At 40.9% G+C, this 23,833-nt stretch carries 21 protein-coding genes; 11 read left to right on the plus strand and 10 right to left on the minus strand.

The window, feature by feature from the left end:
* The first annotated feature begins 106 nt into the window (after nt 1-106).
* From KKZ03_RS12215 to radA, 4 genes are read left to right on the plus strand one after another with little or no spacing between them, the layout of a single operon-like run.
* Nucleotides 107-856: a F0F1 ATP synthase subunit delta gene (locus tag KKZ03_RS12215; RefSeq protein ID WP_243217122.1), complete on the plus strand. Its 750-nt coding sequence runs from the start codon at nt 107-109 to the stop codon at nt 854-856.
* On the plus strand, nt 843-2,336 hold the full coding sequence (locus tag KKZ03_RS12220) for a F0F1 ATP synthase subunit alpha (RefSeq protein WP_243217123.1): 1,494 nt from the start codon (nt 843-845) through the stop codon (nt 2,334-2,336). Before KKZ03_RS12215 ends, KKZ03_RS12220 begins: the two co-directional genes overlap by 14 nt.
* Nucleotides 2,333-3,181: a F0F1 ATP synthase subunit gamma gene (locus KKZ03_RS12225; protein ID WP_243217124.1), complete on the plus strand. Its 849-nt coding sequence runs from the start codon at nt 2,333-2,335 to the stop codon at nt 3,179-3,181. Before KKZ03_RS12220 ends, KKZ03_RS12225 begins: the two co-directional genes overlap by 4 nt.
* 27 nt (nt 3,182-3,208) lie before the next feature.
* On the plus strand, nt 3,209-4,582 hold the full coding sequence (gene radA, locus KKZ03_RS12230) for a DNA repair protein RadA (protein ID WP_243217125.1): 1,374 nt from the start codon (nt 3,209-3,211) through the stop codon (nt 4,580-4,582).
* Nucleotides 4,583-4,760: 178 nt separating this feature from the next.
* Here the strand turns inward: radA and KKZ03_RS12235 are convergent, their stop codons facing one another.
* The 8 genes from KKZ03_RS12235 to KKZ03_RS12270 form a co-directional block, all read right to left on the minus strand.
* Complete coding sequence (locus KKZ03_RS12235) at nt 4,761-5,657, minus strand: cytidylate kinase family protein (protein WP_243217126.1); 897 nt, start codon at nt 5,655-5,657, stop codon at nt 4,761-4,763.
* 171 nt (nt 5,658-5,828) lie between these two features.
* Nucleotides 5,829-7,406 (minus strand): glycosyltransferase family 39 protein, encoded by a 1,578-nt coding sequence (locus KKZ03_RS12240; RefSeq protein ID WP_243217127.1) that lies wholly within the window; start codon nt 7,404-7,406, stop codon nt 5,829-5,831.
* 105 nt (nt 7,407-7,511) lie between these two features.
* Nucleotides 7,512-8,474, minus strand: a complete 963-nt coding sequence (locus KKZ03_RS12245) for a glycosyltransferase family 2 protein (RefSeq protein WP_243217128.1) — start codon at nt 8,472-8,474, stop codon at nt 7,512-7,514.
* Between the two features lie 13 nt (nt 8,475-8,487).
* Nucleotides 8,488-9,318 carry a carbohydrate deacetylase gene (locus tag KKZ03_RS12250; protein WP_243217129.1) on the minus strand — a complete coding sequence of 277 codons (831 nt, stop codon included), beginning with the start codon at nt 9,316-9,318 and terminating at the stop codon, nt 8,488-8,490.
* Between the two features lie 269 nt (nt 9,319-9,587).
* Nucleotides 9,588-10,157: a GtrA family protein gene (locus KKZ03_RS12255; RefSeq protein ID WP_243217130.1), complete on the minus strand. Its 570-nt coding sequence runs from the start codon at nt 10,155-10,157 to the stop codon at nt 9,588-9,590.
* 43 nt (nt 10,158-10,200) lie between these two features.
* Nucleotides 10,201-11,043 carry a 23S rRNA (adenine(2030)-N(6))-methyltransferase RlmJ gene (locus KKZ03_RS12260; RefSeq protein WP_243217131.1) on the minus strand — a complete coding sequence of 281 codons (843 nt, stop codon included), beginning with the start codon at nt 11,041-11,043 and terminating at the stop codon, nt 10,201-10,203.
* 40 nt (nt 11,044-11,083) lie between these two features.
* Complete coding sequence (locus KKZ03_RS12265) at nt 11,084-11,875, minus strand: RMD1 family protein (RefSeq protein WP_243217132.1); 792 nt, start codon at nt 11,873-11,875, stop codon at nt 11,084-11,086.
* A gap of 117 nt (nt 11,876-11,992) precedes the next feature.
* Nucleotides 11,993-12,418, minus strand: a complete 426-nt coding sequence (locus KKZ03_RS12270) for a hypothetical protein (protein ID WP_243217133.1) — start codon at nt 12,416-12,418, stop codon at nt 11,993-11,995.
* Nucleotides 12,419-12,860: 442 nt separating this feature from the next.
* Between KKZ03_RS12270 and KKZ03_RS12275 the strand changes: the two genes are divergently transcribed.
* The 7 genes from KKZ03_RS12275 to KKZ03_RS12305 all read left to right on the plus strand — a co-directional run bounded on the left by KKZ03_RS12275 (nt 12,861) and on the right by KKZ03_RS12305 (nt 20,972).
* Nucleotides 12,861-14,468, plus strand: a complete 1,608-nt coding sequence (locus tag KKZ03_RS12275) for an NAD(P)/FAD-dependent oxidoreductase (protein ID WP_243217134.1) — start codon at nt 12,861-12,863, stop codon at nt 14,466-14,468.
* A gap of 481 nt (nt 14,469-14,949) precedes the next feature.
* On the plus strand, nt 14,950-15,393 hold the full coding sequence (locus KKZ03_RS12280) for a hypothetical protein (protein WP_243217135.1): 444 nt from the start codon (nt 14,950-14,952) through the stop codon (nt 15,391-15,393).
* A gap of 122 nt (nt 15,394-15,515) precedes the next feature.
* Nucleotides 15,516-17,162: a DUF4407 domain-containing protein gene (locus KKZ03_RS12285; protein WP_243217136.1), complete on the plus strand. Its 1,647-nt coding sequence runs from the start codon at nt 15,516-15,518 to the stop codon at nt 17,160-17,162.
* A gap of 351 nt (nt 17,163-17,513) precedes the next feature.
* A complete protein-coding gene (locus tag KKZ03_RS12290; RefSeq protein WP_243217091.1) occupies nt 17,514-18,017 on the plus strand; it encodes a transposase family protein in 504 nt (167 codons plus the stop codon).
* Entirely contained in the window at nt 17,971-18,351 is a 381-nt protein-coding gene (locus KKZ03_RS12295) for a transposase family protein (RefSeq protein ID WP_243217090.1), read from the plus strand. Before KKZ03_RS12290 ends, KKZ03_RS12295 begins: the two co-directional genes overlap by 47 nt.
* Nucleotides 18,352-18,724: 373 nt before the next feature.
* Nucleotides 18,725-20,227: a DUF3466 family protein gene (locus KKZ03_RS12300; RefSeq protein WP_243217137.1), complete on the plus strand. Its 1,503-nt coding sequence runs from the start codon at nt 18,725-18,727 to the stop codon at nt 20,225-20,227.
* 349 nt (nt 20,228-20,576) lie between these two features.
* Entirely contained in the window at nt 20,577-20,972 is a 396-nt protein-coding gene (locus KKZ03_RS12305) for a hypothetical protein (RefSeq protein ID WP_243217138.1), read from the plus strand.
* A 113-nt stretch (nt 20,973-21,085) separates the two neighbouring features.
* On the opposite strand, the gene KKZ03_RS12310 is transcribed toward KKZ03_RS12305, so the two are convergent.
* A complete protein-coding gene (locus KKZ03_RS12310) occupies nt 21,086-22,051 on the minus strand; it encodes an exo-beta-1,3-glucanase (protein ID WP_243217139.1) in 966 nt (321 codons plus the stop codon).
* Nucleotides 22,052-22,196: 145 nt separating this feature from the next.
* Nucleotides 22,197-23,332 (minus strand): IS630 family transposase gene (locus KKZ03_RS12315; protein WP_243217008.1). Its coding sequence is split into 2 segments (ribosomal slippage): nt 22,197-22,903 and nt 22,903-23,332, totalling 1,137 coding nucleotides; the frame shifts between segments, so codons are not numbered across the junction.
* Nucleotides 23,333-23,833: the final 501 nt, after the last annotated feature.

The following is a 23,833-nucleotide window of genomic DNA, read 5'->3' on the forward strand; positions in this document are numbered from 1 at the left end:
AAGGCAAAAGGCAAAGAGTGACCGTTGGAAATCAGATTTTTACCTTTAGCCTGTTCTTCGTGCAGTCGTTCGTGGTGAAAAATTTTTTATTCAATACTTAAAGTCTATGGAATTTAATTTATCCACCTTTATCCTTGAAATTATCAATTTTCTGATTCTGATCTGGATTTTGCAACGCCTTTTTTATAAACCTTTGCTGGCAGTTATTGCCAGGCGTAAGCAATTTATTGATCAAGCACTTGCCGATGCAAAAATGCTGCAACAGCAGGCAGAAGAACAGCACAGCCTTTATGAAAATCGCCAAAAGCTGTGGGAGCAGGAAAAACAAGCGGCTTTTACTGCTTTGCATCAGCAAATTGACGTCGAGAGAAAAGCGCAAATGGTTCAGCTGAATAATGATCTTGAGCAGGAGCGGCAAAAAAATAAGGTAACGCTCCAGCGTCAGCAGCAAGAACTTCAACGTCAAGCCGAAAAGCAGGCATTACAAAATGGTGCCCGCTTTGCCGGAATGCTGCTAAAAAGATCAGCCAGTCCTGAGTTGGAGGCACGCTTATTTTTCTTGTTATTAGATAACTTAAAGACGTTACCGGCAGCCTGTACCTTGTGTCTGCAATTATTGGGAACCAAAAAATCGGTGCCGATTAAAATAACCAGCGCCTATCCTTTAACGGCTGATTTGCGGTTACCGTTGGAACAAAAGCTGGGCTTGTTAATTAACAGTCCAATTAATTTTCAATATCATCAGGATGCAGAGTTGATCGCCGGGGTGCGAATGGATATAGGCGCTTGGGTCTTAAACGTCAACCTGCAACATGAGCTGATTGGTTTTGCTGAGATTGCCAATGACGCTGAGTAAACCGGAAACTTTTGGCAGTCTGTTGGATAAGCAGGCAGATTGGCTGGTTAACTATCAGTTGGGGTTGCGTGTTACTGAACAAGGTACTGTGGTTGCCGTCGGTGACGGGATTAGTTGGATTAAGGGTTTGCCATCAGCGGCTATCGAAGACATTCTGATTTTTGCCGATGGTAGTCGAGGAATGGTGTTTGATCTTAACCGTGACAGAATCGGTGCTATTTTATTGTATGAAACCGAAACCCTGACGTCAGGTACGACTGTTTTTCTTGCCCGACACTCGCTCAGTATACCGGTCGGCGATGAGTTTTTAGGCCGGATTATTGATCCGTTGGGAACACCGCTGGATGGTCTGCCATCACCAACCCCGGTAGGTCGTGAAAATCTGGAAAAAGGCTCGCCGGCCATTATTGCCCGGAATTTTGTTAATAAACCGCTCTACACCGGGATTAAAATTATTGATACGCTCATTCCCATCGGCAAAGGTCAGCGACAATTGATTGTGGGTGACGAAGGGTTGGGCAGAAGTTCAATTGCCATCGACACGGTTATTAATCAAAAAAATCAAGATGTTATTTGTATTTACGTGTTGATTGGCCAGAAGCGTTCGGCCGTCGTTAGCACTCTGGAAACCTTGCGTAATCATGGTGCGCTGGACTATACGGTTTGTGTGGTCGCCGAAGCCAGTGCGTTGCCGGGTTTACAATATATCGCGCCATTTGCAGGTTGCGCACTCGCCGAATACTGGATGGCACAGGGCCGCGACACCCTGATTATCTACGATGATTTATCGACCCATGCCAGAACCTATCGTGAGCTGTCTTTGTTGCTACGCAGGCCCCCTGGGCGTGAAGCTTATCCCGGCGATATTTTCTTTGTCCACTCCCGTTTACTGGAGAGGTCAACCAGTTTGAATGTCGAAAACGGGGGCGGGAGCATGACTGCATTGCCAATAGTCGAAACCAGGCAGGGCGAAATTGCCGCCTATATCCCGACTAATCTTATTTCTATTACCGACGGGCAAATATATCTGGATAATGATCTGTTTGTCTCAGGGTTTCGTCCTGCTATCGACATTACCAAATCGGTATCACGAATAGCCGGTAATGCTCAACATGCCAATATCAGCAATCAAGCCGGACAAATGAAACTGGATTATTTACAGTTTTTGGAACTTGAATCTTTTACCCGTTTTGGTCAGCGCTTGGAAGCCTCTATGGAACTACGAATTAAACGCGGACGTCTGTTACGGGAAATTTTAAAACAGGACCGCTTGACGCCACTCAGCAGTCTTTTTCAATTAGCCTGGCTGATAGCGTTTAATAACGGGGTATTTAATAAGTCAGAGCCTAAAGAGCTTATGGGCTATCTGGGGCTTATTAGTCAGGGTATTAACGGCACCGACTTAACCTTAGATAGCAGTCCTGAACAATGGCGGCAAGCCGTCAGCGAGTGGCTTAATAGTGACGCCAGACAGCCATGAGCCAAAGCCATGAACTGCAATTGCATATCGCTCAAATGGAGGAGATACGCAGCATTTTAAATGCAATGAAAAATCTGGCGTTGCTTGAAATTCACAAGTTGGGGCGATTTCAAATCATGCAGGGTCAAGCGGTGATTAATATTGAAAATGCAGCCATGGATTTTCTGGATTTTTACCCGTTACCCGCCATTGATAAAAATGCCCTGTCTGTTGGTATTTTGGTGGGTGCCGAGCGTGGCTTTTGTGGTGATTTTAACGAAAGCCTGCTTGATACGCTTAACACAGAAACTTATGCCGGCATTATTGCCATTGGCAGCCGACTTGGTAACAAGCTGGCAGATAATTCGCCTGACCTTATTGCTGCAATTGCCGGTGCCAATGTCGCAGAAGAAGTACCAATTATTCTTAACCGTCTGATTGATAGCATCAGTTTATTATCGGTTGCCAAAGGCGACATTAATAAAGCGAACAAGACTACCTCGACACTACAGTTGACGGTTATTTATCACGATAACAGCTCAGGTCAAATTACCCGCAGGCAGATACTGCCGCCTTTTTCAGAGCAGCAACAACGATTACCTGCTTATGGAAACCCACCGTTACTTAATCTGGAGCCCGATGATTTTTTTGCTGATTTGGTCGATCATTACCTGTTTGCGGTATTACATGAGATTTTTTACCTGTCGTTAATGGCCGAAAACCAGCGTCGTTTACAGCATTTGGAAGGGGCTGTAAAACATCTGGATGATGAAACGGTCAATCTGCGCCGAAAATCCCAAATCTATCGTCAGGAAGAAATAACCGAAGAAATTGAAGTTATTTTGTTAAACTCGGAAATTAATTAAAAAGTAAAGTTAGGTATTAAGTAAATAATGGCAAAAAAAATCAAAACGGCGTTTGTTTGCGATCAATGTGGCGCAGATTATCCGCGTTGGGGTGGGCAATGTACCAGTTGCGGCGAATGGAATACGATTAAGGAAATCAGGCTGGGGTCAGCATCCACAGAGCATAGCAGTCGAACAGGTTATGCCGGGAGTCGCTCCGAGGTTAAGTTGTTATCAGATGTCAATTTGTCCCAAGCTGAACGTATTTCAACCGGTATTTCAGAATTTGACCGTGTTTTAGGCGGGGGTATTGTTACCGGTAGTGTGGTGTTGATTGGTGGTGCACCTGGGGCAGGAAAGAGCACTCTATTATTACAGGCGATTGCCAATATTGCCGATCGCTCGATTAGTGTTTTGTATGTGTCAGGTGAGGAATCCTTGCAGCAAATTGCTGAAAGAGCACACCGTTTAAAGCTGCCAGCCGCTAAAATGATGATGCTGATGGAAACGTCGGTGCAACGTATTTGTGACGTTTTGGATGAAATAAAGCCAAAAATTTTGGTGATTGACTCGATTCAGGTGATGCATACACAAGATACCGACTCTGCACCCGGCTCGGTTTCTCAAGTCAGGGAATCGGCAAGTTACCTGACGCAATATGCAAAAAAGCATCAGGTATCCATTTTTATGGTTGGGCATGTGACCAAGGATCAATCCCTTGCAGGGCCGATGACGTTAAGCCATATTGTCGACACGCAGGTGATGTTGGGTTCAACGGATGATGCGCGGTTTCGGGTGTTAAGGGCTGATAAAAACCGTTTTGGCAGTGTTGGCGAATTGGGTTTTTTTGCCATGGACAGCACCGGTCTTAAAGAAGTTAAAAATCCTTCGGCAATGTTTTTAAACCGGGCGGAAAAGCCGTCATCCGGCAGCGTGGTAACCGTATTATGGGAAGGTACGCGGCCTTTATTGGTGGAAATTCAGGCCTTGGTTACTGAATGTCAATATGGTAATCCAAGACGTCTGGCGGTTGGCTTTGATCAAAATCGTCTGGCCATGTTGCTGGCGGTACTTTATCGGCATGGTAATGTTTTTACCGGGCAGGATGAGATTTACGCCAATGTTGTCGGTGGTATTAAAGTCACTGAAACCAGTTCTGATTTGGCAATTGTGGTCGGGGTTGTTTCCAGTCTGAAAGATAAAGTGATACCGCATGATGTGTTCTTTTTTGGGGAAATTGGTTTGAGCGGTGAAATCAGACCCGTTGCCAATGGTCATGCGCGTCTTAATGATGCCGCAAAACACGGCTTTAAAAAAGCTGTAATTCCCAAAGCCAATGCCCCGAAAACGCCGATTAAGGGCTTGGAAATCCATGCCGTGTCGACACTTTCTGAAGCGCTGGATATTCTGGCGGAAATGTAGAAAGGCTATTCATCACGAAGACACGAAGGACACGAAGTTTTCTGTTTTTCTTCGTGATCTTCGTGTCTCGGCAATTGCTCCTGCATTGCTCTACCTCCTGCATAATCCACAGGGATGTGGTGAATGCAGATATTGCAGGAGCAAATATCTGTCCATGCAGTCGTTCGTGGTGATATTTTTAAAGTTTTTCGGGGTAACTGCTGTATTTAAAGCCCAGCGCTGCTTCCCAGTCATGCAGCATTGATAAAGAGACATTATTGGCAATTTCACTGGCGGTGAGTCCCGGACTCAATTCATCGGCGGGTTCTTCAGTTAAAATATTTGCAGAAACCAACTCAATTCCGGCTTTGTGGGCGTCAATGATTTCCTTGTGCCCGTCCTGAATATAGATAAAGCCGTTGTAAACAAAAACATTTACAGGTTGATTTGCTTGAGCTTCGTTATTGTTGGGTGCATCACCAATAAACTCTTTTATAGCATGTGTTGGTAATAATTTTCTGGGAGCTATCCACAGCGATGAATAAAAACCTTGTCTTAACCAGTCATCAAAACAAGCCTTTATTTTTTTTGCAATGGCTTCAGGAGAGGTATAAGAAGTATCAATGATCAGGTTGTAATTAGCGTACTTTCTAAAATTGATGTTATATAGCTGGTTAAATCGTTGGTCTTCAATTGTCTGGCGCTTCAGGTTATTTTCAAGCGTTATTTCCAGTGAAGGATTATTTTCGTCATTGCGTGACGCATTAAATACCCGTTCGGCACCGACAACTGCATCAACCGATAAAAAAACCTTAAAGGCAGTCGGGATAAAGTGCCAGGCCAGTCTGGAATCGAGGATTAAGTGATCTTTGGTTTTGCCGGTTTCAATGACATAAGAATCGATTTCATCATCAATACTACGGTCTGTTTGTGATATTTTATTCAGCTCCAGGGTGGTTACCCCACGTCTTTTTGCAATGGCGCGCTGGATGGTTCCAGTGCCGATGATGTCATAGTCAGTTAGCTGTTTTAGTGCCGTTGCCACAGAGGATTTTCCACTGCCAATATCACCTGACATCACAATAATCTTTTTCATACCGAGTTAACCTTTCGAGAATCGCCATCCGTGAGCGACTTTAAAAAAGCGCATATGGTAGCATTAATATGTACGTTAATGTGCAGCCAAGTAGAGTAATCAGCAGGAAAGCAGTCTGTACGCTGATAATTAGCGCTATTTATAACAAATCTGAGCAGTTTAATTATCCGGTTACTTGGTAAACCGGCAAGCGGGTGCTCCCGGAATGGGCGGTATAATCGCCCAGACATAAGGTAAAGCTTTGCCTCGTGGTGGATGCCCCCAGTTAAGTGAAAATTCTCCTTTTATTGTCGTTTGACTGAATAATACGGCATAAGCCTCTGGAATCGTTGCTGTTTTAAGCATCAAGACAAAAGCACCGCAAGCGGCTACGTCATGTGTGTTAACCCAGGGAGATTCTTCAGGGATATTGTCAATCAATAAAGTAGGTTCCGGGCGTACATGCAGCAACACATTACCACCGGTCCAATAATCCGATATTACAATTGTTAACGGTTGTTTTTGTTGCTCATGCCAAATTTCAGTGACTTTATTTGCCAAGGCTTCGCTGGGGAAGTTTAATCTCGCGGCACTACCAACCCAGGTTGGGTAGATGACAGCTGCCAGGAAGAAAAAAATCAGAATTAAAGCTTGTGTTAGCCATGTCAATCGACTGGCAAAAATTAATAATTGATCTTCATCAAAGCGATGAAAAAAGTATTTTGTTATTAATATGCCCGCAGGAAGAAAAAATGCGCTAACCCAGTTGCTGTTTAATGGCCCACCAGTTAATACCGGCATCATCATGGCCAAAATCAGTGGTGTTAATAATACAGTCAGTAAAAAGCCTAGGTCATGATCATCTTCAGGCAATTTGGATGATTTGGTTGTCATGATTTTAATAACGCCTTTCTTGCTTAAGTACCAAACCCCAAATAGCATGGGTAACATGAAACTTAAGCGAATTATTTGGCTGCCAAGAAATCCGGTGAGAATGCTTAGTCTGTTTTCTGATACCGTCAACTTATCATGAAGGTAGGTAAACGGCAGCCAGTTGTTCTCGGCAAGCCAGACAACATGAGGCGAGATGACCACCACGAACACACTGCTACTGATTAGCAAGCCACGAAGTACAAGAGAGTCAGTCCATAGTCGTTGCCAGATACTATAGATAAAAAAACTGGCCAGTACCAAGACGATGCTATATTTGGTGACCATTGCCAAGCCGCAAACAAGACCCAACAATAGCCAATTTGAGATGCGGGCAGGATTTTTGAGCGCACTATAAAAATAATATAATGCGGCCGCTGTAAACGGTAAGGAAACGGTGTTGTGGTTAAATGCAAATGCCCTGAAATTATGGTAAGCAATTAATGACGTAATCAGTACCGCAGTGATTGCCATTTTTTCTGACAACATTTGTTTGGCGAGCAGCCAAACATAAACCAGTCCTATTACACTGCAACTTTGGGCAGCCAGGGCTGTGAGCCCCATGGACGGTCCGCCGAACAGAATATTTAAGGCATGCAGTAAAGCAGATGGCAGCGGCGGGTGCTTATGGTATCCCCATTGCCAGCTTTGCGACCACACTACTTGCTCAATATTATCCAGTTCTGGAGCTAACGGCAGTAATATGGCAAGCAGGGTCCAGGAAATTAAGTAAATGGCAAAAAAAGCGAATAAGTCACGCTTATCTTTATTGCTTGTTATAAAGGAAAAATTATTCCTGATTAGCCTAAGCAGATCGTCCATGATGGTTTGATTTTTCACGTTATGTCAGTCAGGTTATGTAAAATAATTATTTTTTTTAATTATAGCGTATATCATAAAATAACCTGTTAGAAATGAGGGTTCAATGTAGACAGGCAATGTTGGTTATAGTGATTTCTTGGTAGCGATTCCTACACGGGCTTTGATCAGGTAATGCGGCCTGGCCTTAACTTCTTCATAAATTTTGGCGATATATTCACCAATAATCCCTAAGCTGATCATAATGAAGCTACCAATCAATAACAGGCAAATAATAATTGTAGCGAAGCCTGAAACGGCTTGACCGTTTATTAAAGAAATTATGGTATCGCCAGCGACGAAAAATCCCAGTATCAAGGTTACAAATCCCAAAAAAGTCACAATTCTTAATGGTAACGACGTGAAAGAGGTCAGTGCTGTAATTGATAATTCCAATAGCGACCAGAAAGACCATTTGCTTTCATCGCCCTGGCGACTGGCGACGTCGAAATAAATATAAGCTTCTGAAAAACCCAACCAACTGGTCAGGCCACGAAAAAATCGCTCCCTTTCAGGAAGTCTGTGAACAATAATCTCGACGATTTCTTTATCTAACAATTTGAAGTCGGAAGAGTTCTTTACATTAATGCCACCGAGACTTGAGATCAGTTGGTTGATACAATGAGCGGCGGTTTTTTTTACCAAAGAATCTTCTTTGCGACTGCGTTTAACGGCATGAACAATTTGAGCGCCTGATCGCCACTTATTGATCATTTCAGGAATAAAATCGGGTGGATGTTGTAGGTCGGCATCCAGAATGATAACGGCCTCACCCTTTGCATACTCAAGTCCCGCAAGCATTGCCGCTTCCTTGCCAAAATTGCGGCTTAGGGCAATACCTTTAATTCTGGGTTCAGCTTCGGAAAGTTGGCATATCTTCTGATAGGTTTGATCTTTACTACCGTCATCAATAATGATTATTTCCCAGGCACTTTCACAGGCGTTTAAAATATCAGCAATTCTTTTTATAGCTTCTGTTATGCCCTGGCTTTCATTGTAAGCAGGAATAACGGCGCTGATTATTGGGTTTTCTTGGGTGTTTAAATTCATGGTGCTAATCATTTTACTGTTGATAATAGCTCAAACGGATGCCAAATTTTTCATACAAGGCGTGAACTTCTTGGCTTTGTAACAGTGCCAGTTCACCATCCCAATCATGGTAAGACATAAGCTTTGGATCTGAAATTTCACCAGCGTTAAATCGCCCTGGATGACACATCAGTTCATAGTGTTGTCCCGGTTTAAGTTTTGAAAAAATCTTTTCCAAATAGTTAAAATCGAGCTTTCCACTTTGGCTTAGGCCTAAAAATACTGGTGAGTTTACTTTAAGCTTGGGTTTATTGATGGTTTGCATCGCTTGCATCAGGGTATTGCGAACCAGTGCTGAAATACCAAAAGGCCTAAGCCACTCGGCTTGAGTAAGCCGCACATGAGGTATTGCATATTTGTAAGCTAATTCTAACATCAATGGAAACAAAATCGGCAACATGTGAATGTGCTCATGGGAATTTAAAAATTGTAATTTTTGTCCCTGGCAAGCTTCAATCTGCGCAGACCATTCACTGCGAACATCCTGAACGCTGATTTTACCGGTTAAAAGCATCCCGGTCATGGAATAAGCATTTGGAAAGCAGCCCTTCCAATGCGCCAGTTTGTCGGCCATGACAGCGGTTAATGGCTGCCTGAAAGTCAAGTTTAGATGTACGCCAAAATCCAGAGCTGTAACAGAATTGAGCCATTCCAGCTGCATTTTTAAATTGGGGCTGTTTGCCATAATACCGGTCGCGGTAACGGCTCCGGAACTGACGGCTTCAAGTATGCCTTTACTAATGCAGGGGTAGTAACCATAGTCATCAGCATTGATGATTAAATGGATTGGTTGTCGGACAGTCATTTTATGGCAATACTTTGAGCGTGGATGAGCGAAAATGTACCCTGGTTGTTAAGTAATTCAAGGCGTAATTTGACAGTCTCGGGTAAATTATTGACAACATTATTTTTTGAATACCTAAAATCTTGATTTGAATGAGTCAAATTATTTTGCAATAAGGTGATTACAGATAATGGCAAGGCTTTTCCTTTTTTTATAACGTTGATCGAAATACGGCTTTTCCATGAAATAAAATAAGTAATCATCATGATTTAAAAGTTGCTGACAGGTTGTTACTGCTGGCTTGTGTAGCCTAAAAAATCCATGACAGGAAATTGATTCGTAATCAATAATCCTATAATTAACAAGGTTATAGATAATGCCAAGGCGGCTCGATACTTGATTTTATTAAGCCAATTAAAAGGGCGTAAACCAAAGCCGGCAACGGTTTTTTGGTGCATTAATGGACGCTTTTTAGCGCTCGTATTTTTAGAATTACCGATTTGAAAGGTCCACAAACTGTTGGCCAAAAAATTCCAGATTAGAACCACTCCTGTGGTCAAAATTTGTGCATAAAGATAATAAAAATGGGGCGTTAACAAAGCCATCAAGACGATGTTTAAACAGAAGCCAAGTGAGGCGATTAACGTAAACTTGGGTAAGGTTTGTTTATGTGGTTGCCGGCTTTTAAACGTTAATGAATAGTTTAAAATATAGTTGATAATCAGCCCTGCAAAAGCGCCATAACCTGATCCCCAAATCGGATTAACCTTCCAGAATTCAACCACGGCATAAAGAATGGAGTAATGTGCCAGAGTCCCGATAGCCCCTACCAGCGCAAAGCTCATAAATTTAATGATCATGTGAGTTGTCTGTCAGTGGTTGTTTTTTTATAAGGGGTAGCACTTATTCGCCGACCAGGGTTTCTATTCGGTACTTGCCGGCACCCTCAATACCTAAAGTATTAGCCAGCCACGGTAGTGTCTGTTGCATTTCAGGGACTAAGGTCCATGGCGGATTAACAACAATCATACCGCTGGCAGTCATGCCGTGTTCGTGCGTATCGGTTTTTATGCCCAGTTCAAATAACTGTACGTTTTTTAAGCCGCTGGATTTTATGGCTTTTTCCAGTTGTTGATTACGACTGCGATCGACTACCGGATACCAGAGCGCGTAAGTACCTGTTGCAAAACGTTTATGCATTTGTATCAAGGTCTCAACGACTTGATCATAATCACTTTTTATTTCATAAGAGGGATCAATAAGCACCAAGCCCCGATGTTCTTTAGGCGGTAATAAACCGATGGAATTTTTTAAACCATCGGCATGAAATACTTTAATGCGCCGGTCTTTGTTGACTCCAGCGGTTAGTAACTGTATTTCTGTTGAATGCAGTTCATACAAAAACAGGCTGTCTTTATTACGCAAAAATTGTTTAATAATTAAAGGCGAGCCGGGATAACGGCTTAAGGTCTCTGTTTTATTAAATTCTTTGATAACATTGACATAATGAGCAACACTGTCAGGCAGGTCAGTACGCTGCCACAACCGGGTTATGCCGTTTTCAAATTCCTTGTTTTTTAACGCAAACTCTGAGTCCAGTGCATAATCTCCAGGACCTGCATGCGTATCAATACAACTGAAAGGTTTTTCTTTTTTACCCAGATACTCAAGAATGTTTATTAAAATAAGGTGCTTTAAAACATCAGCAAAATTACCTGCGTGAAAGGAGTGTCGATAACTGAGCATTAAAAAAAGCCTTGGGGTAGTGTAATGTGCGGGTAGTCAACTATATTTTGTCGTATATTGTCATGCCGATTTCAACAGCGATTAACCAAATAATAATCCATTCCAATATGGATGAATGTCTATGCTTTTGCTCATCTGCTAACATTTCAAACAGTTCATGGATAGTTTCCAGCTTTTTCGATAACACCTGTGTGCGCGGTGCTATTTCCAGATATTTTGCAGTGATACTGTAAAATGCTTCATATTCCGGATATTCCCAAAAAAAATCAGGCGTATCCAGTAAGTCATAATTTAAAATAATATCACTTTTGGTTAAAAATAATTGCCCACGTATTTTTGCTATGTTGTGACGGCTTAACTTAATGCGACCATTTTCAGCTAATGACTTGGGAATGTAGTTGGTATTGATGATTGTTGTTATGGCATTGGTTTCAAAAGAGGCCAATTTAATCGATTGCGCCATGCCTTGAGATAAGGCAAATATCAAAATGGGATCCGAAGACTCAATTTCAATATGGTCTTCAATAATGCGTGTGCCGGGGCAATTAAGAGCGAAAGTGAAATGATCTTCTTCTATGACGCTTAGCGGATTTTCTGCATGATTTAATAATAGCTGATGCAGTTTAACCTGCTGTTCTGCGCTGACATTCCAGTGTACAACAGCGCCATAATCGAAGACTACTGACCAGGAGTGGTTGTCTTCAATCAGTAATGCGCCTTTAATGATTCTTATCAGAGTCGAATCTGATAGCAGTTTCGCTAATTCATTAATATCCAAACGCAATGCCAGGCAATAGACGGCACATTTTTTAATGGGGTTATTTGCAGACATAAAAATTAAGTTAAGTCATTATTAATTAATGAAGAAAATCTTGGTCGAGTAACCAACCAGTATTAAATTAACCAAGGTACTTTTCATGATTACTTGTTAAGGGGATAGAGAAATTATTTATTTATCAGCTATGGTTAATAACCAGCCATCTTCAGCTTCACAATGGCTTGATTTAGCATCGATTTTGATATTAATTCGCGCTACAGTGTTAAACAGGGTATTCGGTATTTTTCCTTTAATTAGATAATAAGGTTCTTTTAATTCAGCGGTAACTTCAACAGGAATATTCTTTACCGTGACATGAATTTGATTCGGCCTGTCAACATTGAAAGCCAAAAAAGAAAACTCTCCTTCAGGTGCGACAGTTGCCAACTGTGGCGGTAAAAATTTACCCACACGAGCTTTCTCACAAGAACTTCCACCACTTCCCCCCCCGCTTTTGTTACCGCCACCGTGGCCGCTATGATGTTCTGAGGCAATTGTTGTGACACTATTTAAAACAGAAATAATAAAAAATATAGTTAGTAATTTTGGTTTGTTCATTGGGTTATCCCTCTGTTTTTATTATGTGGCACATGCCATGTGCTGTTGATATAGACCAAACGGCTATTATTTATCTTCAGAAAAATGTTAATAATATTGATAAACGATACTTCCATGGCTATATAAATGCAAATCGATGGCTTATAGAAAGTGTAGAGATCAATAAATTATCTTGGGAGTCTTTTATTAATCTGCAATGCCAGCAATAAACAGTCATATATATAGCAGTTAACAAGAAAAACCCTATTAATGTAAAATGTATCGATAACAAAGACTGACTTTACAATAATCCTACACTACACCGGTTATGAAGAAAAAACAGAAAAATTCTGTGTCGGTCGGTGAGTGTTAAAAGGCTTTATTAATTACTTGGCCAACTGCCATTACTTCAACTCTGGAAAAGTATAAAGTCTTATAAAAGGGCTTTATTGGACTATTAAACATGTTAAGAATTACTGAACTTAAACTTCCGCTGGATCATCAGGAAGACGCAATCAAAACAGCCATACTTAATCGTTTGGGCATTAATACTGATGAACTTATCAGCTATACGGTATTTCGGCAAGGTCATGATGCACGTAAGCGTAGTGCGATTAGCCTGGTTTATACTCTTGATGTTGAAACAAAAAATCAAGCTGCTATTTTAACACGGATGCAAGATGACCCTCATGTTTCTATAACCCCAGACACGAACTACTATTTTGTAACTCAGGCACCAAAAAATTTGACCAGCAGACCCATTGTTATCGGTACCGGTCCTTGCGGTTTATTTGCCGGTTTGATTCTGGCACAGATGGGTTTTAAACCGATTATTCTGGAACGGGGTAAAGAAGTACGTGAGCGCACCAAAGATACCTTTGGACTTTGGCGCAAAGGACTTTTTAATCCTGAATCCAATGTTCAGTTTGGCGAGGGCGGTGCCGGAACTTTTTCTGATGGCAAACTTTATACCCAGATTAAAGATCCTAATCAGTATGGTCGCAAAGTACTGACTGAATTTGTAAAAGCGGGTGCGCCCACTGAAATTTTACGCGCCAGTAAACCCCATATTGGTACGTTTAAATTGGTCACTATGGTCGAACAAATGCGTGCCACGATTGAATCATTAGGTGGAGAAATTCGTTTTCAGAGCCGGGTTGATAAAATAGCTATTGAAAATGGACAGGTGCTTGGTGTTATTCTCGCCAGTGGTGAAACTCTCCTCAGTCATCATGTTGTTCTAGCTGTCGGGCACAGTGCACGTGACACTTTTAAAATGCTTTATGAACAAGGGGTTTATATTGAAGCAAAATCTTTTTCTATTGGTTTCAGGATTGAGCATCCGCAATCACTAATAGATAGTTGCCGTTTCGGTAACAATGCCGGACACCCTTTACTGGGAGCGGCAGATTATAAACTGGTACATCACTGTAAAAATGGTCGTTCGGTTTACAGTTTTTGTATGTGTCCTGGTGGTACGGTGGTTGCGGCTACCTCAGAAGCAGGACATGTTGTGACCAATGGCATGAGCCAATATTCCCGCAACGAGCGTAATGCCAATAGCGGTATCGTGGTTGGTATTACGCCTGAGGATTATCCGGGTAACCCGTTGGCAGGCATGGAATTTCAGCGCAAGTTGGAAGCCAGGGCTTTTAAATTGGGTGGAGAAACTTATCAAGCTCCCGGGCAATTGGTCGGTGATTTTATTGCCAATAAACCTTCTGTCGCTTTTGGTTCAGTACACCCTTCCTATACGCCCGGCGTACATTTAGGCGATTTAAGTACGGCCTTGCCGGATTATGCCATAGAAGCCATTCGTGAAGCTTTACCTGCTTTTGATAAAAAAATAAAGGGCTTCGCCATGGCTGATGCCGTGTTGACGGGTGTTGAAACACGAACTTCATCACCGATTAGAATCAAGCGTAATGAACATTTTCAAAGCATCAATACCCAAGGGCTTTATCCAGCCGGTGAAGGTGCAGGTTATGCCGGTGGAATTCTTTCAGCGGCTGTTGATGGTATCAAAGTCGCGGAAGCCTTGGCTTTGGATATGGTGGCTAGACTAAGCTAAAGAGTTTATAAGCCTGAATACTCGATGTTCAAGTTTTTAATTCTTGATTTTAGAGAAGCCCGTTGAATCGAGCCTTACAGTCATGATTAAGATCATGTGGCACTTGAGTCTATTGAGGAAAAGACTTTGATTTATCTGGGTTCGTCTCAGTCAAGCTAAAAAAACTTGAACATCGAGTGAATAGGACTACCCAAGTGTTGCGCGTGGTGAAGTTTCCGGGCCATTTTACGGCTAATAATTTAAAGAGTACCAGTTTACTTTGTATTAACCGGTTAAGCTGGTATTAAGTTATAACGTTGCAAAATAGCTCATCTGCAGTAGGTTTTCTATTCTCGGACAGCCTACTGAAGTTTATAGCTTGGTATTTTACAGTTGTCTGCGTCCGATACATTAATTTGGAATTAACTAATGCCAGCCAGAGTTAAGTGCCATATGAAGATGGTTAGTAAGCTTTTCACCTATAAAAAAGAGGCTATATATATTGATTACCTATAAAAAAATAGTAGGAACATTATTTTCAGTTATATTTCATTCCTTGTCGATATTATTAATAATTTCAGCAGGTTATAATTTTTCAGATTATATATTCAATCCTGATGGAGATTTTATGTCAACAGTAATAAAATCTATTAATACATTTGTTATTTCCTTGGCAATGTTTGAACTTGGTGCGGGTATTAGTAAAGAATACAGTTCTTCGGATGAAGAAGAGAATACCTATTCTAACACCAGAAGGATAATCACCCGATTTGTCGGTACAGTTTGTATTGCGCTGGTCTTGGAAGCGTTGATAATGATTATAAAATACAGCCAGTTAGAATTGGCTGGAAATTTATATTATCCTGTCGGCATACTTTTTGGCAGCAGTTTTTTGCTTATCGCCCTTGGAGCCTTTCTTTGGCTGACAAAAGGACATAAAGAGTAAGGCTTTTTGCTGTTTAACAATGACTTACAGAACTATCAATCAGTTACAGGCATTGATTCCCTTGAATACATGCGTAACATCAGTAATTAAATCCAGCCTAATCATGAGGGGAGACTAACCGTATGTCGCTTGGAGAAGTACAACGTTTTTATCAAAAAATCAGGCATGATTTTGATTTTTTTCAATTGTTTACTAACACTTTACAAGCGATTCCTAATGACTATCGGGAGCAAATTATTCATGATTTTGCCAAAGAGCAGGGCTTTGATGTCTCTATGGCAGAATGTAAACATTTGGTCGGGGTGCTTGAACATTCAGATTTAAGGAATAACTCATCTGAAGCCAAACTTTCGGTTAATAAACTCGAAAGACTTTTTATTTGGTTGTCAGGAGTTAGCCCGGGTATCTTGGCAACTTGCCCGGAATCAGAACAAAAGAAACATGCAGCACTCGGCGGAACCGTTTTAATTCCTGCTTTATTGGCGATTGTTACTGCTTCATTTTTGCTCTACACCTTAAATTTCAGTACTTATATCATTGTCCCCGTAGCCCTTCTTTGGTCGTGCATGATTTTGCTGATGGATAGGGCATTACTGGCAACGTACAGGAAAGGCTTTTCATTTTTGGGAAAGCTTGGGCAATTTTCCTTAAGGTTTGCCATTGCTTTGCTCATTGCTGTAACTGTTGCTCATCCCGTTGTTTTGCTGTTATTCAGTGAACGTATAGATGCCGCTTATAACGAGGGACGTATTAAAACTGAACGTGATAATCTTGCGCTGCAATGTGATTTAAAAAATCCTCAAAGCGAACTTCGATTATTAGACGAGAAAATGGTAACGCTTCGTAGTGAATTAAAAAATAGTAATCAACTTTTTGAACCCGCCATTTGTAACGATAGCGCGCTTATTTCAAGCCAGGACGAGATACCCGCCATTGAAAAGTTGAATCAAGAGTTGGACATTTTAAAAGCCAAGAAAATACAAGCCGAACAAGATGCCGCACTATTTATTGATAATGCCGAGAAAGAAAAACAAGGCACTGCCGGCACTGGCTTTACCGGAGTTAGTGGCTGTAAAAAAGGTACACAATGCAAAAAATGGTTAAGTCAGGCAAGTGATCGGAAAGATGATAGCATCAGGTTAGGCAAAGGCATTGTTGCATTGGAAGGACAGATCAGTCAGCTTAATGAAAAAAGTGCCAATCAATTAATCGAAATCAAACAAGCCTCAAAAAAACAATGCGAGAAAGAACGCGATGAGTTAAAAACAACGCGCGTGAAACAGCGTGATTTGGATCAAAAAGGTATCGAGTCGCTTAGTAACCAACAGCAACTCATGAGTCGGCGCTGTGTAGAAAAAGAGGCGGTCATTACCAATTTAAAGCCGGACGTGCTGACTCAAACAGAAATACTTAACCAACTTATTTTCCCTGATCATAGTATTTCTTGGCACAATTTATTGATCTTTCTGATTTTTATGTTGTTGTTTCTTGCTATTGACATGTTGGCCGTGGTGTTGAAAATGGCACGCTCTGGTGTCTATGAAGCAAAAGTCGATATGGCAGAAACACATGATTTATTACTTGAGTTTATCAATCAACGCCATCAGGCTGTGTTGCAATTTACTGAAATTGCCAGTCAGGAGCAAACCATTATTGAAAATTTAAACATTAATATGCTCAAACAAGGTTTGGATGGAAATCTTAAGAATCTGATTCAATTATTTGCCAAATCAGATAGTCAAAAGCTTGACCATTTTTTTAAGGATTAACTTTATATTTTTAGCCGTTTAGCCGTTTAGCCGAAAAAACGAACCGGCTATCGCTTAAAAAAATCACAGGTTTTCCATTAGATTACTATAAATTTATACTCTATAAACCGCTACTTATTTTGAGTTACTCGATAGCAATACTTTAGAAAGTGTTGCTTTGATTAGAAAAGGTTTGTGAATAAATAAGCAACTTATTTTTCTGGTTAGAGTAGGTAGGTATTTATACGTATTGTTTCTTTAATTTTTTAGTTTTATGATTTTCTTTAATAGACATCTTTCCTAAATAATTGACATAGAATTTGGCTTTGATAGGGTTAAAATAGCGATCTACCTCTGAAAACACGGATAGCCATGACTCCTTATGCCCAATTGCCAAGACACAAGCCTGAAGAATTTTTAAGGACTGTCGGCCTGTCACCAGAAGATTTTCTGCATCTTCACGGTAAGCTGGTGACTTACCTGGACGAACAAAAAGTCCTTAATCCACTGACTAGACGGGGACGAAAAGACTCCAAGATGGCTTTGGAAGACCGCTTGTTACTGACACTCTATTATCTTCGTCACTATCCGACGTTGATAAATCTGGCTGCGGTCTTCGACATCAGCGAATCGTATTGCCATAAAATCTATACTCGCACTGTAAGACTATTGATCAAAATCGAAAAACTGCCCAACCGCAAAGCACTGTTGGAAGATCCCGCAGCTACCGTGGTCATTGATGTTTCGGAGCAGCCTATCGAGCGCCCTGTTAAAAACCAGAAAGCGTACTTTTCAGGAAAAAAAACGCCACACGATCAAAGTCCAACTCGTGATCTGCCTATTGACGATGACTATACTCTCCGTAGTGATAGGTAAAGGTCAACAGCATGATTTTTCGATCTTCAAAGATAGCCGTCTATTGTTACATCCTGATGCCCTGTTGTTGGCGGATTCCGGATACCAAGGGATAAAGAAACACCATCAGAACTCGACTCTACCGGTTAAAAAGAAAAAAGGCCAACCGCTTTCGGCAGAAGACAAAGCCGATAATAAGGCACTATCAAAACAGCGTATTTTTATTGAGCATGTTAATCGCCGATGCAAAATTTTCAGGATTGCCAAAGATGTTTATCGGGGCAAACACAAGCATTACTCCTTGACATGGAATTTAGTGGCTGCTCTTGTTAACTTACGCTATGGCTGTATTTAGGAAAGATGTCTAATGATTGCAAATTGAGGTGTTTGATATTCCCGCTCCTCAATACCTGCTAATCAGTGTCCCATTACAAGCGGTGATATCGCTATTATCTTAACATCTGTTCGGAAGCATTTTATTTCGACAATGTTGAAAGACTCCCTAAATAACGTAGCCAAGAAGGCCGCACATTTTCTGCCAGTTGGGGCTAAAATGGGTTAGAGATGATCATTAATAAAATCATCGACACCCTCATAGGGACAGAAATTTATGTATCCTCATTCAGGCAAACCGGACTGCCGGGTTTGGGCGCGTTACAGTAAAAGAAGAAAGTTCGGTTTTTTTGTCTAAAAAAATTACAAATGCCATTTCTACTTGAGGTTACGTTATGAAATATATAAATAATAAATTTCTTCTTCTAGTTATCCTCACAATTCTAACTGTATATTCCAATTGTGTTTTTTCAATTAATACCGGGGCTATAGGAGATACTAATCTAAATGTGATGCCAATACCTGTTGCCATTACCGGTTATGATGATGGAAGGATTTATGATCAAGGAATGAATTTAACTTCGTTGAAAGACGCTTACACTTTTAGCACCATTATATTCAGTGGGCGCTCGACAATAGGTCACCGATTATTAAGGGATTTGAGAGCGAACACTGCCTCGACTGACAAGCGAGATAATAGCAACATGGTTATTCTCAATAAAAGTATAAATGAAGGTAACGGGAATACTTTGTTGTCTGTTCAAGCCAGAATGAGTACTGATAAGTCCATGAAATATTTTATTACCGATATAGGAACATTGGGAGGAACGGAAAGTTTTGCTTACAGCATCAGTAATTCTGGAGAAGTCATTGGATCATCTCGATTGTTAGGGGATACGGAAACGCATTCCTTCCTCTACAAAAACGGTAAAATAATGGATCTTTATCCTTTCAATAGTGAGAACATACAGACTGCCGGATCAATAAGCACTAACGGTGATCAAATTGCCAGCGGAGCAATTAACAACGGTATTTACTACCCCGCCATATATAATATTAAAACCAGTAAAATTACTATTCTTGATTCTCTTGGGGGTATTACACCCTACAAATTCAATGGCGTTGCCACCTCTATTAATAACAGTGGACAAGCTGTTGGATATTCATATATCAATAATATTAATCGACATGCATTTCTATATAACAAGGGTGCGGTAACCGATATTGGTTCTTTTGGTGGTTATAGTGGCGCTACTGCTATTAATAATAAAGGTATGATTGCCGGATTCTCTTCCGACCTATATAACGGCAGAGCCCATGCCTTTTTTTATACTAATGGCGTTATGAAAGACATTGACCCGGTTGCCCCATTAGACTTTAGCAGATCGGAAAGTTATGCCAGAGACATTAATAAAAATGGGGCGGTCGTCGGTGAGTTTCTTACCAAGGACCAAAGTGCTTTCCATGGCTTCCTATACAGTAAAGGAGTTTTTACTGATCTTGGCTCCAACAGTAGTCCAGAAACAGTCCCTTTTGGTATTAATGATCAGGATCAAATTGTTGGGGTTAAATATAGTCCATATAATGATGTTTGTTTTGATCCCAATTCGGGTTTTGTTCCTTGCATTAAGTATGAAGCGCATGCTTTCTTTTATGACAAAAAAAAGCTGATTGATCTGAACACGCTGAATATACCAAACGCTGAGTGGAAGTTAAGTTGGGCATTTGATATCAATAATGATGGGCAAATTGTCGGATATGGATTAGTTGATGATAAATTCCGTGCTTTCCTTTTGACACCCGCTACCAATGAGGGGCAATGCAAGAAGGGCGATTGGAAGAGTTATGGCTTTAATGACCAGAATGCATGTTTCATGTTCGTTAAAACTGGGAAGTGAGCTTGGCGCCTGGCTTAAACTTCCGGCTTGGACGTCTGTTCGCTGATTACCAAAGCCAACCGTTTACAGTTACCAGAAATGCGGCATATAACTTAGCCATCTACATGCGAAATCAGCATCTAGCTAATTTGAACTATTTGCTTTTGCCGAAAGTAGTTTGTTCATAAGAAAGGTGCCCTTTAATACACGCGATGGCTAAAATTAACTGACGCTTCCAATAGCGGTCACCAGTTTCTATAAATCCTGATAACGAAAAGGCCGATCTCGGGATTTTATAAAATTTGTGACACAACATGCAAAGAATGGTTAAAATTAGAAACCTTATCCTGTTAGCGAATAAAGACTAAAAATGAGTATAAAATCTACTTTACTAAAAATAATAATAAAACTGACACCAGATCTATTGATCATTTGGGGAGCAAATATAATTCTTAAAGGCATTGCAGAATTAACAGAGTTTAATTTTAACCTCGAAGCCCGAAAAGTCTACGTTCAAACCAGGCTCTATGGTGAGAAAGAAACGATTGAAGTTTATCTCGAAGACTTTTCTGTTTTTAATGATGGTGAATCCTACCGATTTATCATTCATCAAGCAAAATCGGATAGACCTTGGTTGAACAATATTTTGTCCCGTATTACAGGGAAAGCCTGGATAATTCCTGCCATACCGCACTTAAATGCCCAACTTGAGCTTTTAAGTGAGGTACTCCAAGCCAAAACTCCAGCTCTGGAAAAAATTGATTAATTGCGTGTTATAGACTTGTATTCATTCCCATGCTTTGCGTGGGAATGAGGCATTCTTGGTTTGTAAATAACGCTTAATTGACCAAGTTTTACGTTGGATTTTTAGGAGTAATGTCAAAATGCAACATGGCAAGTATAAGGTGGCATGTTGTCGCATAAGCCCCAGAAATGCTCAAAGTTACTATCAGTTACAGTCGGTTTCCATATTTCTGAAAATGCCTCGAAAGCAATACCGGTAACCTGTTTTTCTGCAAATTTTTTAAATGTGGTTTCAATAACGTGCTGTTGTTTTTCTCTATTGGCAATACCGCAGGATTTATTTGTTTTTAATCCAATTTGAGGCTGATCTTTCGGACCCGATGGCCAGCCAAATTCAGTAACAATGACTTCTTTTGTTGGATTTGCATTAGTGACATCTTGCCAGCGCGCCAAATGAAAATCCGCCGCTTGTTCTGAGGAAAGGCAGAACAAATCATCAAAAAACCGATTTTCCCACCAGGGAAAAATATTAATGCCTATCCAATCGACTTGATCGCTAAAATGATTTTTTTGACAAGGCGAGGTTTGATTACACCATTCCCACCACGTATCATTTACGCCAATTGGTTGCGTTACTTTAGCCTCGCGAAGCGCCTTTAAGCAACGATCAGTTTCATCGTCAAGGGAATAGGCATTACGCGTTCTTACCTCCGAACCACAACTTAAGCGAATAATTGTTTCAGGATATTGTTGCGCTAAGGCGATCCCCTGAGAAATTGATTCTGAATTTTTCGTTTTATTTTCATCGAGCCATAAAATAGCAATAACTTTAAAATCACGCTGCTTCGCAGCGGGGAAAATTGCCTCCAGTCCATCCAAAACACCATAAGTCATAATGCAACGAAACGGCGTTTGTTTAATGAGTGTGTCCAGTAATATGCCAATTAACTCTGCGCTTGGAGCGTTACCCTGGTGAGGTGAGAGTTGATTGACATACGGGCTAAATGCCACGCATTGTAAAGGTGGCGCTGTGTTTTCTGCGTGACTGTTTTGCATCGCAAATAACGAAAAAATTAATAATAACCACGGAATATGTTTCATAAATAGCAAAAACCAATAGCGTTGAATAGTGTGTTTGTCATCTGGCGGCTGACAACATGGAAGCCCTTGGGGCAATTATTTAAGCAAAAGTAGCGGCTATTTGTTATTCAGCAGCATTTTGGCAGTAAAAGGACCTAGTACTCAGTCAATCTGATAATGTCGGATAAAGTTTCTTCAGTTTTATCCGTGCATCCTCCGTGGTAAACCGCCATTTCATAGGCCGAGCAATAGTATTTCTTTTTTCTTGCCACGCTAAAATTTCTGTTTTTAACATTTCTTGATCTGGAATGCGGCGATCCATACATTGCCGTGACAGGATGCTTAATTCTATCTCGGCCATATTTAACCAACTGCCATGCTTGGGCGTGTAGTGTATTTCTAGTTTTTCAAGAATTCTTCTCGCCTCTTTTGGCTCAAATGCCTTATATAAAGAGGCACCAGTATGGGTATTCAGATTATCCATAACCAGGGTAATACGTTTAGCCTGCGGGTAATGGACATCAACCAGGTTACGAATTTGATGCGCCCAATCAATGGCCGTTCTTTGATCGGTTACCTCAACAAACCGTTTGCCCTGCAAGGGTTCAAAAAACATAAAAATATTGCTCACTCCATTACGCTCATATTCCGTGTCGTACCGAGCGACCGTGCCAGGCTTTGCCGGTATTGGTGTTCGCGTGTCTTTAATCTGTTGCTTGCTGCTTTCATCCATGCAAATCAGTGGTTGCGCTTCATCATAAGGTCGCTTGTAAACCTCAAGCGTATCTTCCATAGCACAAACAAACTCAGCATTTTTTTTAGCCGGAATACACCACTCTTTATTTTGCCAGGGTTTTAATTCGTTTTTTTTAAGGTTTGCCGGATAGTTTCATGCGATACACTTTCAATATAACCCAGCTCAACCATCTGCTGTCCAAGTAAACGTAATGTCCAGCGACTACGCCCTTCAGGTGCATCGCCACAACTTAACGCGATCAAACGGGCTTCATTCTCTCCATCAATAGTACGACTTCTAACCCGAATTGACTTTGCCCGGTTTAAAGCCGATTCCAAGCCTTCTTGAACCAGTCGCTCCCGGACTCGTTCAACGGTACGTCTTGAAATACCAAAAGCTTCACTTATTGGCCGGTCCAGCCATTTTTCTCCTAACTCGCTAACATCCGCTTTCAGCAGTATTTCAGCGTGTAACCTTTTATGAGCGGCCACTTTTCCGGTATGAATCAAACTTCCCAAATAAGCGCGTTCATCTTCCGTTAGTCGTACTATGTATTTCTTTTTCAATGGTGTTTATTAATGGCAATGTAAAGACATTATATGGGGGCTATCATTCGACATATCAACGCTGACTGAGTACTAGTAACAGATCATTAATGTGGGTATGGCTGAATACACTTATCACAGCCATATCAATGGTGTTTTATTTACGTATCAGCTTAACTGATGCAAGCCAGATGATAAACAAAGACATTATAAAGCGGATTTATTGTCACCATATCCACGACATTTTCTGCCGCTTTACCGCCATTATAGTCGCATGATACGTTGCGGTTTTTTGAAGGTTGCGTTAACGACCAAAACAGCCGTAGGTAATGAGCGAATAATTGACTCAAGTTTTGCATCTATCTCATCGGGTTGTTTTTTATGTACTCAGATGGCTTAATAACAGACGGCTTCTGTCAATGACGAACCATCAATACTCGCTACGACCATCTTGATATTCGTTTCCATTAATGTCCTTCCATAATACTTTCAATTTCTTCCTGTTTATCATGAATACCAAAA

This window comes from Methylobacter sp. S3L5C (assembly GCF_022788635.1).
In the GTDB taxonomy this organism is placed as follows: domain Bacteria; phylum Pseudomonadota; class Gammaproteobacteria; order Methylococcales; family Methylomonadaceae; genus Methylobacter_C.